Source organism: Nostoc sp., from assembly GCF_036919675.1.
In the GTDB taxonomy this organism is placed as follows: domain Bacteria; phylum Cyanobacteriota; class Cyanobacteriia; order Cyanobacteriales; family Nostocaceae; genus Nostoc.
Genome location: NZ_JBALCP010000025.1, coordinates 36,344 through 51,720, shown reverse-complemented (window position 1 = coordinate 51,720; position 15,377 = coordinate 36,344). Strand labels below are relative to the sequence as shown.

The 15,377-nt window shown below is 41.9% G+C and carries 10 protein-coding genes and 1 pseudogene; 9 read left to right on the top strand and 2 right to left on the bottom strand.

Going from position 1 to position 15,377, the window contains the following annotated elements; translation table 11 throughout:
* Nucleotides 1–458 precede the first annotated feature (458 nt).
* The 7 genes and pseudogenes from V7K49_RS03475 to cls form a co-directional block, all read left to right on the top strand.
* Nucleotides 459–1,700, top strand: a pseudogene (locus tag V7K49_RS03475) (glycosyltransferase family 4 protein); the annotation flags it as partial.
* A gap of 776 nt (nt 1,701–2,476) precedes the next feature.
* Nucleotides 2,477–4,216, top strand: coding sequence for an Rqc2 family fibronectin-binding protein (locus V7K49_RS03470; RefSeq protein ID WP_335068127.1), 1,740 nt, complete (start codon nt 2,477–2,479; stop codon nt 4,214–4,216).
* Between the two features lie 437 nt (nt 4,217–4,653).
* Nucleotides 4,654–6,282 (top strand): DEAD/DEAH box helicase family protein, encoded by a 1,629-nt coding sequence (locus V7K49_RS03465; protein ID WP_335204526.1) that lies wholly within the window; start codon nt 4,654–4,656, stop codon nt 6,280–6,282.
* Nucleotides 6,212–7,426 carry a DUF790 family protein gene (locus V7K49_RS03460; protein WP_335204524.1) on the top strand — a complete coding sequence of 405 codons (1,215 nt, stop codon included), beginning with the start codon at nt 6,212–6,214 and terminating at the stop codon, nt 7,424–7,426. Before V7K49_RS03465 ends, V7K49_RS03460 begins: the two co-directional genes overlap by 71 nt.
* Nucleotides 7,427–7,441: 15 nt before the next feature.
* Nucleotides 7,442–7,627, top strand: coding sequence for a hypothetical protein (locus V7K49_RS03455; RefSeq protein ID WP_334871332.1), 186 nt, complete (start codon nt 7,442–7,444; stop codon nt 7,625–7,627).
* A 237-nt stretch (nt 7,628–7,864) separates the two neighbouring features.
* Nucleotides 7,865–8,710, top strand: coding sequence for an endonuclease/exonuclease/phosphatase family protein (locus V7K49_RS03450; protein ID WP_334871333.1), 846 nt, complete (start codon nt 7,865–7,867; stop codon nt 8,708–8,710).
* A gap of 1 nt (nt 8,711) precedes the next feature.
* The gene (gene cls / locus V7K49_RS03445) at nt 8,712–10,154 is read left to right on the top strand and encodes a cardiolipin synthase (RefSeq protein WP_335204522.1); all 1,443 of its coding nucleotides are present in this window, start codon (nt 8,712–8,714) and stop codon (nt 10,152–10,154) included.
* Nucleotides 10,155–10,373: 219 nt separating this feature from the next.
* Here cls and V7K49_RS03440 read toward each other — a convergent pair whose 3' ends face one another.
* Both V7K49_RS03440 and V7K49_RS03435 read right to left on the bottom strand, forming a co-directional pair.
* On the bottom strand, nt 10,374–11,069 hold the full coding sequence (locus V7K49_RS03440) for a PD-(D/E)XK nuclease family protein (RefSeq protein WP_335204520.1): 696 nt from the start codon (nt 11,067–11,069) through the stop codon (nt 10,374–10,376).
* 242 nt (nt 11,070–11,311) lie between these two features.
* Entirely contained in the window at nt 11,312–11,581 is a 270-nt protein-coding gene (locus tag V7K49_RS03435) for a hypothetical protein (protein ID WP_335204519.1), read from the bottom strand.
* A gap of 274 nt (nt 11,582–11,855) precedes the next feature.
* On the opposite strand from V7K49_RS03435, the gene V7K49_RS03430 reads away from it, so the two are divergent.
* Together V7K49_RS03430 and V7K49_RS03425 are read left to right on the top strand one after the other, a co-directional pair.
* Nucleotides 11,856–12,317 (top strand): hypothetical protein, encoded by a 462-nt coding sequence (locus V7K49_RS03430; protein WP_335204517.1) that lies wholly within the window; start codon nt 11,856–11,858, stop codon nt 12,315–12,317.
* A gap of 4 nt (nt 12,318–12,321) precedes the next feature.
* Complete coding sequence (locus tag V7K49_RS03425; protein ID WP_335204516.1) at nt 12,322–14,955, top strand: tetratricopeptide repeat protein; 2,634 nt, start codon at nt 12,322–12,324, stop codon at nt 14,953–14,955.
* The last annotated feature ends 422 nt before the right edge of the window (nt 14,956–15,377 follow it).

Sequence of the window (15,377 nt, the reverse complement as noted above, 5' to 3'; positions counted from 1 at the left end):
GCCACAGTCTATTAAAAAAATAAACCTTCTTTAAATATTGACCTAAAAGGTTTACCTGTTCTACCTGTGACTGCTTTTTACAGCGGATTGCAAGTTAGTGAGCTACGTGCTTTGGTCTACAAGCCTGATAAAAAACCTTTTTTACTCCTGACTCCGACTGTAACTTCGTCGAACTCACGTCAATGCATCTCATCTATGGAATTTTATCTTTACCAGAAAAAAATATAATTTTCATCTATCAAAAGTATTAGATATAACCATAGTAATTTCATCTATCTCAAGAAATTAAATATTTATATTTGCTCTAAAAGTATACTTCTGGTAGAGGATGTAAAAAAATATTAGACATAGTAAATTAAAAACAATATTAATCAAAGTTCCTAAACAATTCCGAAAAGTGTGCTATACACGGACTTGGAACAGCCTAAAACTTTGTTAAAATCAGCACCACACAAACTATGAACTCTACCACCGAAAAACGTATTGCCTTGATTTCCGTCCACGGAGACCCGGCGATTGAAATAGGGAAAGAAGAAGCTGGGGGACAAAATGTTTATGTGCGCCACGTGGGTGAAGCACTAGCGCGGCTAGGATGGCAAGTTGATATGTTTACCCGTAAGGTGAGTCTGGAGCAAGACTCGATTGTTGAACATTGCGACAATTGTCGAACTATTCGTTTAAAAGCTGGCCCGCTTGAGTTTGTGCCGCGAGATGAAATTTATGAATATTTGCCAGAATTTGTAGCTAATTTCCTCAAATTTCAAGAAAAAAATGAGATTACATACCAGTTAGTTCACACTAACTATTGGCACTCTAGTTGGGTGGGGATGGAGTTAAATAAAATCCAAAATAGTAAACAGGTTCACACCTACCACTCCTTAGGAGCAATAAAGTATAACACTATAGAAAAAGAAAATACTCCTCTGATTGCTAGTAAGCGATTAGAAGTGGAAAAACAGGTTTTGGAAACAGCAGAGCGAATTGTGGCGACAAGTCCGCAAGAAAAGCAACATATGCGATCGCTAGTTTCCACTAAAGGTAATATTGACATCATTCCCTGCGGTACAGATATTCAGCGGTTTGGTTCAATCGCCCGAGAAGCAGCCAGAGATAAATTGGGTATTGAGAAAGAAACCAAAGTTGTATTATATGTAGGACGTTTTGACTCACGTAAAGGTATAGAAACCTTGGTGCGTGCAGTAAACAAGTCTGGGCTACGTGACTCCAACAATCTCCAGCTAATTATTGGTGGTGGTAGTACTCCAGGTAACAGCGATGGGATTGAGCGCGATCGCATTGAGCAAATCGTCAACGAATTGGGGATGAGCGACTTTACCACTTTTACTGGTCGTCTCGGTCAAGATATTTTGCCAACTTATTACGCAGCTGCCGATGTTTGCGTTGTTCCTAGTCACTACGAACCCTTTGGACTCGTGGCGATCGAAGCGATGGCAAGCGATACACCAGTTGTGGCTAGTGATGTCGGCGGACTTCAGTTTACGGTGGTTGATCAAGAAACTGGTTTATTGGCTCCACCACAAGATGTAGATGCTTTTGCGTCTGCCATTGACCGAATTCTCTTAAATCCAGAATGGCGAGATGAATTAGGTAAAGCTGGTAGAAAGCGCGTCGAAACTCAGTTTAGCTGGGATGGCGTAGCAAATCAACTGAGTGAACTTTACACCCAACTGTTGCAGCCACAACCAGTAGCGTCAATAGCAAAAGAACTAGTGCAGTCAACAGCCGAATTAGTGCAATCAACAGCAAAAGAACTAGTGCAGTCAACAGCCGAATTAGTGCAGTCAACAGTAAAACAGCCAGTTTTTGTTACTAAATAATTCTCTTGCCTAACAGATAATGGTGAGTGGGTAACTCGGAAGTAAGCAATAATTTTCTTTTCCTAGTCTTCAGTCACCATTACTCAATCATTTATTCTAAATATTTCTCTAGGGTGAGTGATTTGCACTATTGGTTTAATTAGTGGGAATTAGTTAGCCTATTCGTTTGTATATAACTTGGTTGACAAATTTGCCTTTTTAACTGTTATTAATAGCAATTGTAAATTCATCAAGACTTCCTGCCGAATTAATTGCGTTAGTAACCATAAGTGGATGTCTCTGTAATCTAAACTTATAACTTCAGTTTTACTGTTATAAGAATCACATTTATTGTCATAACACTTACAGAATTCCATCTTGCTTATAAAATTAAAGCAGTGACAATTACAGGACTTTGGGTTTAACTTTGGCAGCGATCGCTTCAGCTTGCAAAACTAGATCCTAAAAGCAACCTGTATAAAAAAGTAAATTATTACTTAAGCGTAGAAGTCTATTTTATGATAGATTTCTGCGTTTTTTGATTCGCAGCTATCACCAAACCAAGTAACCGCTATGATAGTTGAGGTCTGCTATGCTTTGACTAAACGAAAATAAAAGCATAGTGATCGCTACCATTTGAATGTTAATAACTAATCGCTTTGCAACCAGTTGACTTTACCACTCTCACAGCTGCTTGTAGCGAAATCCGCGCTAACTGGCTACCATCACGCTTAGAACAGGTTTACCAGCGCGATCGCTACACTATTGCTATGGCATTACGCACCCTCAAACAGCGAGATTGGCTAGAGATTTCTTGGCATCCTCAAGCTGCACATATTTGTATTGGCGAGCCACCACCGCGATCGCCAGATACTTTTACCTTTAGTCAACAACTAATACACCAATTGAGTGGTTTGGCATTGGTGGCTATTGAAGCGATCGCCCCTTGGGAGCGGGTTATTGATTTGCAATTTGCCCGTCGTCCCGGAGAAAGCGCCCTGTATCATGTCTATGCAGAAATCATGGGCAAGTATAGTAACGTCATTCTCACCGACGCCAGCAATATAATTATCACCGCAGCCCATCAAGTCAGTCAGCAACAATCTAGTGTCCGTCCCATCCAAACCGGACAACCTTATGAAACACCACCAAAACTGACTGGAACTGTCCCCAGTTTGAGCGAATCCCAACAACGTTGGCAAGAACGGGTAAGTCTAGTGCCAGGAGCAATCAAGCGGCAATTGCTGAAAAGTTATAGTGGCTTGAGTGCAGCCCTACTGGAGTTAATGCTATTAGAAGCAAATATTGCACCAGAAACATCCACTGATAGCTTCAACCCCGACGATTGGCAACGGCTATTTGAGCGCTGGCAAGAATGGCTGCAAGCCTTGGATTCCAGTAAGTTTCAACCAGCTTGGACAAAAGATGGCTACACCGTAATGGGTTGGGGTGGAGTTGAAAACGTCAAAGATATTCAGGAGTTACTTAACCGCTACTACAGTAACCAGATCAATCAACAGCTATTTTCTCAATTACGCCATCAGTTGAGTCAGAAATTGAATAATATTCTGACAAAATTACGGAATAAGGCGCAAACCTTTAAGACGCGCTTGCAGCAATCAGATCAAGCCGATGAGTATCGACAAAAAGCTGATTTATTGATGGCTCACCTGCAAAACTGGGAACCGGGGATGAAGGAAATTATCCTTTCTGATTTTGATACAAGTTTGCCAGTAGCGATCGCTCTCCAGCCAGATAAAAATGCTGTCCAAAATGCCCAAAGTCTTTACAAACAGCACCAAAAGCTCAAACGCGCTCGTTCTGCTGTCGAACCGCTACTGTTGTCAGTGCAGACAGAAATTGAGTATTTAGAACAAGTAGAAGCTGCGATCGCTCAGATAGACACCTACCAAACAGCAGAAGATTTGCGAACTTTAGAAGAAATCCGCGAAGAGTTGATTGGACAAAAGTATCTAGAAGATCCAGAATACCGCAGCCGCAGCGCCAATGAAGTCCCCAGCACCAACTTTCATCGTTACCTTACCCCCAACGGCTTTGAAGTATTAATTGGTCGCAACAATCGCCAGAATGACCAATTGACCTTTCGGGTAGCTGGAGATTATGACTTATGGTTCCACGCTCAAGAAATTCCAGGGAGCCATGTGCTACTACGTCTAGAACCGGGTGCTGTTGCAGAAGAAGCTGATTTGCAATTTGTAGCTAATCTTGCTGCATACTACAGTCGCGCCCGTCAGAGTGATCAAGTGCCAGTAGTTTACACTCAGCTAAAACACGTCTACAAACCCAAAGGAGCAAAACCGGGAATTGCAATTTACAAGCAGGAGAGCATCCTCTGGGGAAAACCACAAATGGTCATCATTGGGCATGGGGCAGAATGAAAAATTACATCTTTCCCCTCTGCTGCCCCTCACCTTCCCCATCTATACCCTACAATTTGCAGAATCATCCTGATAGATAGAGGCTTTTAAGCTTTGTTCATATCTTTTTTTGATGAATATTCAGGAAAAATCTGTGTTGGCTGTTACAATATTGTTAAGAAAAGTTGCCTGTTGCATTTTGGGAACGCGCAATTGGGTTTTAACTCTCTTGAGAAGACAACACAAAAAAACATTTTTCAGACCAGCTGTGGGAGGCTGGTTTTTTTGTATTTAAAGTGCCTATACAATTGATTGAGCCGATACCTTTTTGCGTTATTAGTAATCAATAGAGTGGGGATTGGGGACTAGGGAATAGGGACTAGGCAGACAAGGAAGAGTTTTTCTAATACCCAATCCCCAATCCCCAATCCCCAATACCCAATACCCAATCTCCATAAATGGCTCGTACCCCTACATTAAATTTTGATCGTGGCACATTAATTTTGCATCCACCACCACGCGGCAAAGGTTGGATGGACTATGCTACATGGGATGATAGAGTTCAAAAATTCCGCATTCCAGCAATTAGATACCGATCGCTAGTGGAAGCACTACAAGCGGAAGATGTTAATTTTATTGATGAGGCGAAGAAATTTTATCCTGTAGATTTGGTTCCCAGTCTGGAAATGGAACCCTATCCTCACCAGACTGAGGCGCTAGCGGCTTGGAAACTGGCGGGTAGACAAGGGGTCGTTGTGCTTCCCACAGCGGCGGGAAAGACTTATTTGGCGCAAATGGCGATGCAGTCAACGCCACGCACGACGCTGATTGTAGTGCCAACTTTGGATTTAATGCATCAGTGGTATGCACATTTGGTGGCGGCTTTCCCTGATGCTGAGGTGGGATTGCTGGGGGGTGGTTCACGGGATAGAACAGCTATTCTAGTTGCAACTTACGACAGTGCTGCAATTCACGCCGAAACGTTGGGGAATCAGTATGCGTTGATTGTTTTTGACGAATGTCATCATTTACCGACAGATTTTAATCGGGTGATTGCTGAATATGCGATCGCACCCTATCGACTGGGACTTTCTGCTACACCAGAACGCACTGATGGTAAACACGCTGACTTAAATATCCTCATTGGTGAAGAAGTATATCGCAAACGCGCTGAAGATTTGGCGGGGAAGGCGTTAGCAGAACATGAAATTGTCCAAATTAAGGTAAAGTTATCACAACTTGAGCGGGAAAGATACAACCAGTTAATTCAAACACGCAACGACTTTTTAAAGCAATCTCGGATTTCTTTGGGGAGTCTTCAAGGTTGGCAAATGTTCGTGCAAATGAGTGCTAGATCGCAATCTGGACGGAGAGCTATGTTAGCGCACCGGGAAGCGAAAGATATCGCTTTAGGTACTGATGGGAAATTGCGAATTCTGGTTAATTTATTGGCGGAACATTATCCCGCAAGAATTTTGATTTTCACTGCTGATAATGCGACAGTTTACCGGATTTCTCAAGAGTTGCTAATTCCAGCAATTACTCATCAAACTCCTGTGAAGGAACGGCATGAGATATTAACAAAGTTTCGAGAGGGTAAATATAATACTTTGGTTGCTTCTCATGTATTGAATGAAGGTGTTGATGTGCCGGCGGCTTCTGTAGCGATTATTTTATCCGGAACTGGTTCGGCTAGGGAGTATACTCAGCGGTTGGGGAGGATTTTACGGAAGGGGAATATTGAGAATAAGCAGGCGATTTTATATGAGGTGGTGGCGGAAGATACAAGTGAGGAGGGGACTTCGGCTAGGCGAAGAGGGGAGAGGAATAACGAACCGCAGAGGCACGGAGGACGCAGAGAGGAGGAGGAGAAGAAAGGGAAGTTACAGGTTGTGTATGGGAGTGGGAAGGAAAGGAGTTTGAAGGCTGCGGAACAGTTAGAAATTAATTATTCAACCGGAAGCTCAAAGCTTGTACTGAGCGAAGTCGAAGTATCTAAAAACCAAAATTCAGCAGATGTTACCGACAGATTTACTGATGCATCGCCAAAACGGGGAGGAGATCATTCCGAAGAGACTGAAGATTGATCAGAAAACTTCGGAGTTGGCGATTGAGTTAATTAATTATTTTCAATCAGCGGTGGGGAAGACTCAGGGTGTGCTTGAGCGACAGCTGACTGATTTTGAAGGAGATTCTACAGATTATCGGGTGAAGCGGGGATTAGCTTATATTCTAAAAAGCAGTTTTTGCACTTTTGAGGTGATTAGTCCTCTGGAACCACAAATGTTAAGAGAACGGGTATTTTCGTTGGCTTCAAAGTCTGTTTGTAGTCGGGAATCAACACAAGTTAGTCTTGGTAAAGTTGCTGATGAGTTAACTCAAGAACTTGAACGGGAAGTTTTATTAGAACAGGTTCAAAATGGATTATATGCTGATTTATCTGAAAATAAGATTTTGACTGTTTTTGATGCACCAACAGCGCCAGATTTGTTAAATCGATATAACTTATCTCAGGTGCAAGGTGTATTTTATAAGGCCAGTCAACTGGTGTTAAATGCTCATCGCAATGTTCCAGGTGAATATAAGCTGTTGTTTCGCTATTTGAAGTTGTTTCAATTGATGGCTTATATTGAGGGTGATGCTGACCACGGGTTTACAATTACCATTGACGGGCCGACGAGTTTATTTAATCCTAGTACGCGGTATGGGTTAGCGATCGCTAAACTTATTCCCGCTTTACTTCACGTTACAAAATGGAGTCTTTCGTCCATTCTCCAAAGCCGCGACGCCTATACAAATACTTGGAAAACTGGACGTTTCACCCTTAATTCCGAATGTGGTTTGGTATCCCATTATCCACCAGGTAAGCCCTACGATAGTATGCTCGAAGCATCCTTTGCTGATAAGTGGGATGCGTTGAAAAGCGGCTGGGCATTAGAGCGAGAAGTTGATTTGATCCCAATCCCCGGTAGTGTGATGATTCCTGATTTTCGCTTGGTGCATTCTGATGGACGCACCTTCTTATTAGAAATTGTTGGTTATTGGCGGCCAGAATATTTACAAAAGAAGTTTTCTCAGGTGCGACGGGCTGAACGTGACGACTTAATTTTGGCAATTTCCGAGCGACTTAATTTAGAAAAAGCAGGAGTCAAATTAAATGATGTTCCCGCGAGAATTGTTTGGTTTAAAGATAAGTTATTGCCGAAAGCTGTGTTAGCTGTGATGGATTGATTAAGGAAAAATGAGATGAAAAGTATAGAAACAATTGCCACAGTTACCAAAAATGGTAAAATCACACCGCAATTACCACTGGATATTGTAGAAGGTGAACATCAGATGGTTACGCCAGATGGCAAAGTCGTAAAGATAATCCAGCAGTTCCAATCCAGTAGTGAGGGGCACAGCTTATATATCTATAGCAGTCCTAAATGATTCCTAAACTTCTTTTCTTCTGCTCTTGGCGCTCTTTTCTACGAGACGCTGCGCGTTGGCAAAGCCTCTCGTAGAGAAGGCGGCTTCTCTGCGAGACGCTGCGCGATGGCGGTTCGATAATTTTTACAACTAAAATAGGATCGCTATACCTATCCAAGCTTTCCAAGTTTTACAACATAACTCTCTAACGACCGTCCAATAGCGTTAAGCTAGAAAAAATCTAGTTTAATATTAGTGATGCCTAATATTCAAGAACACGTAAACACTTTCGTTACGAAATTTGTTCCATCTTATAGATTTCTTCGTCTCCAAGAACTCACAATTGATAAAAATAATTCCCTTCAAACAGAAATTAATATTAACTCAATTAAAGTTCTCTGTTGGAATATTGCTAAACAAAACTATAATAAAACTTGGTTAAAAGATTTTTCAACAATAATTGAAACTTACCAACCCAACCTCATATTTTTACAAGAGTTTTCTCTAAAGTTAGAAGCAGATAAATTAGAAAAATGGTTGAAAATGAATTGGACTTTTGCTCCTAATTTTGTAGATATTCATCATCAAAGCTATTCAGGGATTTTCACAGCAGCTACAATCAGTCCAGTTACAAAAAAAGTTCTCACTACTAAACATTATGAGCCAATTGTTAAAACTCCTAAAATTTCTTTAGTTACAGAGTATCTACTATCTGATAAAAACACAACTCTCCTGACAATAAATAGTCATTTGATAAATTTTGTAGATTTAAATAAATTTAAAATACAATTAAATGAATTAGAGCTAGTGTTATCTACACATCGGGGCCCACTAATATTTTCAGGAGATTTCAATACTTGGAGTCAAAAAAGAGCAGTTATCCTCAATCAAGTAACAACTCAATTGGGATTAACGCCAGTAATTTTCGCACCTCATGAAAAGGAGAAAATTAAACGGTTCCTGTTATCACCCCCTTTAGATCATATCTTTTATCGAAATCTCAGTGTGAAGAAAGCCAGTACTAAGGTGCTAGACCAAATTTGTTCATCCGATCATAAGCCATTGCTGGCAGAATTTACTTATATCAATACTCCAAAAAATTAAAATGCTTGTAGATGCTGGTGTTTTAGCTATTTTTAGCACAACTACAGTTGTTGTTCATGTCGTGGGAGTTGCACATGCAGCCCATGCAGTGATGAGTGTGCGTTCTTCCCAAGGGGCAATTGCCTGGAGCATTTCTCTAATTACCTTTCCCTGGCTAGCTATTCCGTTGTATTGGATTTTGGGAAGAACTAAATTTCATGGATATGCTGAAACACTGCGCTCAGTCTATGCACAACACTACAACCTTATTCATCCGATTTATAGTGACCTGATTAAATTTCAGGTTGCGCCACCAGATAATCTAGCCAAGTTGCAACCATTAGCAAAGGCTTTTACAGAAATTCCTTTCACATCAGGTAATGCTGCCGAATTACTGATTGATGGTCAGCAAACCTTTGAAGCGATGCTGAAAAAGATTGCATCGGCGACAAATTATATTTTGTTCCAATTCTATACTGTTAACGATGACCAAGCTGGTAATGAGTTTAAAGAAGCATTGATTGCTAAAGCCAAGGAAGGAATAAACATCTACTTTCTCTATGATGAAATTGGTTCCAAGAAACTATCTCGCCCTTATATCCAGTCTCTAGAACAGCATGGAATTGCTGTAAGTGCATTTAACACCACTCAAGGTCAGGGTAATCGGCTTCAATATAATTTTCGCAATCATCGCAAAATTCTGGTGGTGGATGGAGAAATAGCATTTGTCGGTGGACTGAATATTGGTGACGAATATTTAGGAAAAAATCCTCGCTTGAGTCCTTGGCGTGACACCCACATGATGCTTGAAGGCCCAACTGTGCAAAGCCTACAAAACTCCTTTGTGCGAGATTGGTATTGGGCGACTCGAAAACTTCTCGAAGTTAATTGGCAGGTAAAAATTAATCAGGAAACTAATCAAACTGCATTCATTCTTCCTACAGGCCCCGCAGATACGCTACCAGCTTGTAAGCTTTTTTTCGTCGAACTAATTAATCAAGCTCAAACTCATCTCTGGATTGCTAGTCCATACTTTGTGCCGGACGAGGCAACATTGTCAGCTTTAAAACTGGCAGCAATGCGAGGTGTAGATGTGCGAATTCTCTTACCAAATCGACCTGATCACTTATTTGTTTATTTATGTTCCTTCTCTTACTACACCGAAATGGAAACAATCGGTATCAAGTTGTATCGTTACAAAAATGGGTTTATGCACCAGAAAATTATAGTCATTGATGAGAATATAGCTGGCGTAGGAACTGTTAACTTAGATAGTCGCTCTTTTTCCCTCAACTTTGAAGTTATGGGTTTTGTTACCGAGCCTCGGTTTGTCCAAAGTGTGAAAAAGATGTTAGAGGATGATTTAGCTGTCTGTGTTCCTGTTGATCTTGATGAGTACGATAAAAAACCTTTTTGGTTCAAGTTAGCTGTGAGAGTGGCTCGATTGCTGACTCCTTTACTTTAATCACTAATAATTGCCTCTACCTCTAAATGGGGAAATTTCCATATCTGCTAAAAACCAATACGCTTGGGTTAAGGTTAAAACTCTTTATCAAAGTCAATTTTTTTAACGTAGACGCAAAGCGGCTTCCCGCAGGGTACCGCAGAGGTGCCGAGAACACAGAGAGAAGGAAAAAATGCTTAACTGAACTGTATTGTGCTAAAAACTTCTTTGCAATCCCACTCACCGACCCCAAACACTTCTGCGTTCCCAAAACTGGGCGACTCTTTTTTCCCACTGCTCCCAGTAATCTTTGATGACTGCTGATTCAAACCAAAATACCTCTGCTGGCATTTCTGGAATTGCTATTACCAAGAGAGCGTGCTTTAGCTGAATGCCATAATCTCGATAATACTCGTTAGCTGCTCCTATGTACGCTGTAAGTTGCAGTGGATGTTCATATAAATGCTCAATTGAGCCTTTGGGTTTGTCTGCTGTTTTCCACTCGCAAATACAGGGAATACCTTGATAGCTGGCAATACAATCAACTTTGCCAGAATAGCTCAAATCATGATGAAAAACAGAGCCTTCCACGAGTCTAACTGTGTCGATTTCTTGTAAAACTGGCTTGATACTCTCCCAATAAGGGCGACTCGCTTCGGGACAAACAGGGTTTTGTCCAAGGAGGTAGCGCTCAATTTGTTTGTGTGTTTGGGTTCCCCGCCGACTAGCAGATGTAGTAATGCGGGTAGCTTCTTCTGTACCAACACGCGCTTTCCAGTTTAATAATCTGTCTCTGTCTGCTTGTGATTTAGTGGCATTAAGGATTGTAGTAACGCTGGGAAAGCGATTTCCCTTGGCATCTACATAATATTGTTTACCATTTTCTCTCTTGGATGTGGCATTAATGCGTGGTAGCAGTTGGGTATCAAATTGCATCAGTTGGTGTGTTGAGTTTGAAATTCCCTCAAGAAGGAAAGTGAATAAAACCCTATTCCATTGTAAGGAATAGGGCTGGGGGTAAGGGTTTGTTACTGTGGAAAATGTAACTTTTATCGGTTATTCCTTCAAATCATCCGCCTGTATCTCCTGTGGTTCCAGCAATTTTTTGCGTAGGCGTAGCTCAACCCAGGCATTGCTTAACCTCAAAGTAGTAAAATTCAAGTTCTCAGCCTCAACGTTCAAGCTTTTATCTCGGAGTTACGTGTTAAAAGGTCGAAGTTCCGAGTTAAAAGGTGGAACATCCGAGCTAAAAGGTCGAAATTCCGAGCTAAAAGGTCGAACATCCGAGTAAAAAGGTCGAACATCCGAGTAAAAAGGTCAAACATCCGAGCTAAAAGGTCGAACCTTCGAGTAAAAAGGTCAAAGTTCCAAGTAAAAAGGTCGAAATTCCGAGTTCTGAGATGAAATGATGGTGTTGTGAAGGCGTAGGCGTAGCCCATCGGATACATTGCTCATTTACAATCTATTAAACTCAAGTCCGTAAGTCGGAGATATTGCGTCTGTTGCATTACCCGCCATAGGTTTCTAACCTATGGCTAATAGCTAAAGTCTTCTGAAGAAGACTGAGAAAAGGTTTGAGTCCACTTGAGTGGACTTGGGCTATTAGCGTTGCAATTGATTGCAAGGCGGGATGTGGGGATAATTGCTAAATGTGTGTGATATATTTCCGAAATAGACAGAGCTACATTTGTATCTCTAAGTGCAATTAACTATTTTATAATTATGGAACTTGTAACACTGACGGCGGCTGGAATCGCAACTCTTATTTTCTCAGAAGCCCTCAAAGAAGGAGGAAAAACTTTAGGAAAAGGTGTTTCAGAAAAAGTTGCTCAACTCTTGAATGCTATTCGTGAAAAGTTCCAGGCTGCGGGAACTGAAGGACTACTGACACGAGCGCAAGAAAATCCTATAGAGAAGAATACTTCAAAGTTCCAAGATGAACTGGAAACGCAGATGGAGGAAGATAAAGCCTTTGCCAACCGTTTACAGGAATTAATGACGCAGCTAAAATTAAACGAAACGATTAATCAAATTGTTATCAAGGGAGTTCAGGTAAAAGGTAAGGCTAAATTAGGCAATATAGATTTGGCAGCCACAAGAGACGGTTCAGTGAATCAAGAAGCGGTGGTTGATTCTCAATTTGGCGACGATCTTGACCTTGGTAATGTGAACATAAAAGCCTAAAATCATGAACGATCGCTCTAACTCTGAGAAAATACGGCAGAGTGCGCTTGAAAATGTTCAAGTTGCCGGCAATATGAAAGTTGGGAACATTAACCTGATTACAAATCCGGGAAAAACTCCCAAGGCAAAAGGTTTTCCTGAAAATCTCCCCCTGAGTGGGGTGGTGAAGTTTGTTGGACGTAAAGATGAACTGCAAAACCTTCATCAGATGTTGCAGCAAAATAATCAGGTGGCCATTGCCGCGATCGCTGGCATGGGGGGACTGGGTAAAACAGAATTGGCCTTACAATATGCAATGGCTCACCATGAAACTTACAAGGGTGGAATTTGCTGGTTGCTGGCAAAGGCTGGAGATGTGGGCATTCAAGTTGTGCAGTTTGCCAGAACGCAGCTTGACTTAAACCCACCAGAGGATTTAACAGAAGATTCTAACCAAAAATTACTCGCGCAAGTCCAATATTGCTTTCGGCATTGGCGTGAGGGTGATGTGCTGCTAGTGTTGGATGATGTCAGCGATTACGAGCAAGTCAAGCCTTATTTACCATCGCCATCTTCCCGGTTTAAAGTGCTGATGACTACACGTCAGTACTTTGGAGGCATAGCACAATTATCTTTGGATGTGCTGCAACCAGAAGCGGCGCTGGAGTTATTAAAGTCTTTACTCAAAGAAACACCGGGGCGAATTGAAAAAGAATTAGCTGTAGCAAATCAATTGTGTGAGTGGCTGGGATATTTGCCCTTGGGTTTGGAATTAGTGGGGCGATATCTAGCGCGGAAACGGGATTTGTCTGTAACAGAAATGTTGCGGCGATTAAAAGAAAAACGACTAGATGAGCGTTCCCTCTCTAAGTCGAAGTCAGAAGGTAACATGACAGCACAACGGGGTGTGCTAGCAGCTTTTGAGTTAAGTTGGCAAGAATTAAACGACGATGACAAGCAGCTTGGTTGTTTGCTGAGTTTATTTGCTGCCGCACCTATATCTTGGAAGTTGGTGGAACAGTGTTTACCAGAGGAAGACGAGGGAGATTTAGAGGAAATTAGAGATGATAAGTTGTTGAACTTATATTTACTTCAGCGCAAAGGTGAGGGAATTTACCAACTACATCAGCTGCTAAGGGAGTTTTTTCAATATAAGCTTACAGGTTTAGAGCAGGCAGAGGAATTAAAGCGATCGCTTTGCCGGGTAATGGTAGCAGTTGCTCGATATAATATTCCTAACTCGCTCATCCTTAAGCAAATCACCGCCGTTTCTCCCGTCATTCCTCATATAGCTGAAGTAGCGAATCATCTCATTCAATACCTCAGCGATGATGATTTACTTTGGCCTTTCGTCGGCAACGCTAAATTTTATAATGGTCAAGGTTTATATAACCAAGCTTTACCCTGGTATGAACAATGTTTAGAAGTCACTAAAAAGCGTTTAGGAGAAGAACATCCAGATGTCGCCTTTAGCCTCAACAACCTAGCGAATCTCTACAACTCCCAAAGCAGATACAGCGAAGCCGAACCCCTTTTAATCCAAGCTTTGGCACTCACGCGTCAACTGCTTGGAGATGAACATCCATCTGTCGCCACTAGCCTCAATAACCTAGCGTTACTCTACGACTCCCAAGGCAGATACAGCGAAGCCGAACCCCTTTTAATCCAAGCTTTGGCACTCATGCGTCAACTGTCGGGTGAAGAACATCCATCTGTTGCCACTAGCCTCAACAACCTAGCGAATCTCTACAACTCCCAAGGCAGATACAGCGAAGCCGAACCCCTTTTAATCCAAGCTTTGGCACTCAGGCGTCAACTGCTGAGTGAAGAACATCCAGATGTCGCCCAAAGCCTCAACAACCTAGCAGTACTCTACAACTCCCAAGGCAGATACAGCGAAGCTGAACCCCTTTTAATTCAAGCTTTGGCACTCATGCGTCAGCTGCTGAGTGAAGAACATCCAGATGTCGCCACTAGCCTCAACAACCTAGCGAATCTCTACTACTCCCAAGGCAGATACAGCGAAGCCGAACCCCTTTACATCCAAGCTTTGGCACTCTGGCGCAAGCTGCTGGGACAAGAACATCCAGATGTCGCAAAAAGTCTCAACAACCTAGCGTTACTCTACGACTCCCAAGGCAGATACAGCGAAGCCGAACCCCTTCACATCCAAGCTTTGGCACTCTGGCGCAAGCTGCTGGGAGAAGAACATCCAGATGTCGCACTTAGTCTCAACAACCTAGCGTTACTCTACAACTCCCAAGGCAGATACAGCGAAGCCGAACCCCTTTACATCCAAGCTTTGGCACTCAGGCGTCAACTGCTAGGTGAAGAACATCCAGATGTCGCCCAAAGCCTCAACAACCTAGCCTTACTCTACTACTCCCAAGGCAGATACAGCGAAGCCGAACCCCTTTTAATCCAAGCTTTGGCACTCATGCGTCAGCGGCTGGGTGAAGAACATCCATCTGTTGCCACTAGCCTCAACAACCTAGCGAATCTCTACAACTCCCAAGGCAGATACAGCCAAGCCGAACCCCTTTTCATCCAACTTTTGGATATTTGTGAGCGACAGTTAGGGGTGAATCATCGCGATACTGTTAATGTCCGTAATAGTTTAATATATCTACGCGATCGCCTCCCCTCAAATCCAGAATAAACTACATGGAGCTACAAATTTAGAGGTTTTATGAAAAGCGTACCGTGATAAAACTGAAAAGCGCGATCGCCTAAACTAAAATTCATATTGAACTAAGTAAAAATGCCTGATTATTTACTTAAAATGGCATTTGACTCACTCAAAATGAGCTTTTGCTTTCTTAAAAGCAGCTTTTACTTACTCATTTTGGTGTTTTCCGCAAGTAAAAGCAGCTTTTACTTTCTCAAAAGCAGCTTTTGCTTTCTCATTTTAGTGTTTTCCGCAAGCAAAATGAGCTTTTACTTTCTCAAAAGCAGCTTTTACTTACTCATTTTGGTGTTTTCCGCAAGCAAAATGAGCTTTTACTTTCTCAAACCCCAGTTTGCTTACTCATTTAAGTAATTCACGCATTCATTTTGGTATATCATTGAGCCGAAAGAAAA

Excerpts from the sequence above, each read along its gene's own strand:
- V7K49_RS03465 (WP_335204526.1), top strand. The coding sequence starts at position 4,654 with ATGGCTCGTACCCCTACATTAAATTTTGATCGTGGCACATTAATTTTG.
- V7K49_RS03460 (WP_335204524.1), top strand. The coding sequence starts at position 6,212 with ATGTTACCGACAGATTTACTGATGCATCGCCAAAACGGGGAGGAGATC.
- V7K49_RS03455 (WP_334871332.1), top strand. The coding sequence starts at position 7,442 with ATGAAAAGTATAGAAACAATTGCCACAGTTACCAAAAATGGTAAAATC.
- V7K49_RS03450 (WP_334871333.1), top strand. The coding sequence starts at position 7,865 with ATGCCTAATATTCAAGAACACGTAAACACTTTCGTTACGAAATTTGTT.
- cls (WP_335204522.1), top strand. The coding sequence starts at position 8,712 with ATGCTTGTAGATGCTGGTGTTTTAGCTATTTTTAGCACAACTACAGTT.
- V7K49_RS03440 (WP_335204520.1), bottom strand. The coding sequence starts at position 11,069 with ATGCAATTTGATACCCAACTGCTACCACGCATTAATGCCACATCCAAG.
- V7K49_RS03435 (WP_335204519.1), bottom strand. The coding sequence starts at position 11,581 with ATGTATCCGATGGGCTACGCCTACGCCTTCACAACACCATCATTTCAT.
- V7K49_RS03430 (WP_335204517.1), top strand. The coding sequence starts at position 11,856 with ATGGAACTTGTAACACTGACGGCGGCTGGAATCGCAACTCTTATTTTC.
- V7K49_RS03425 (WP_335204516.1), top strand. The coding sequence starts at position 12,322 with ATGAACGATCGCTCTAACTCTGAGAAAATACGGCAGAGTGCGCTTGAA.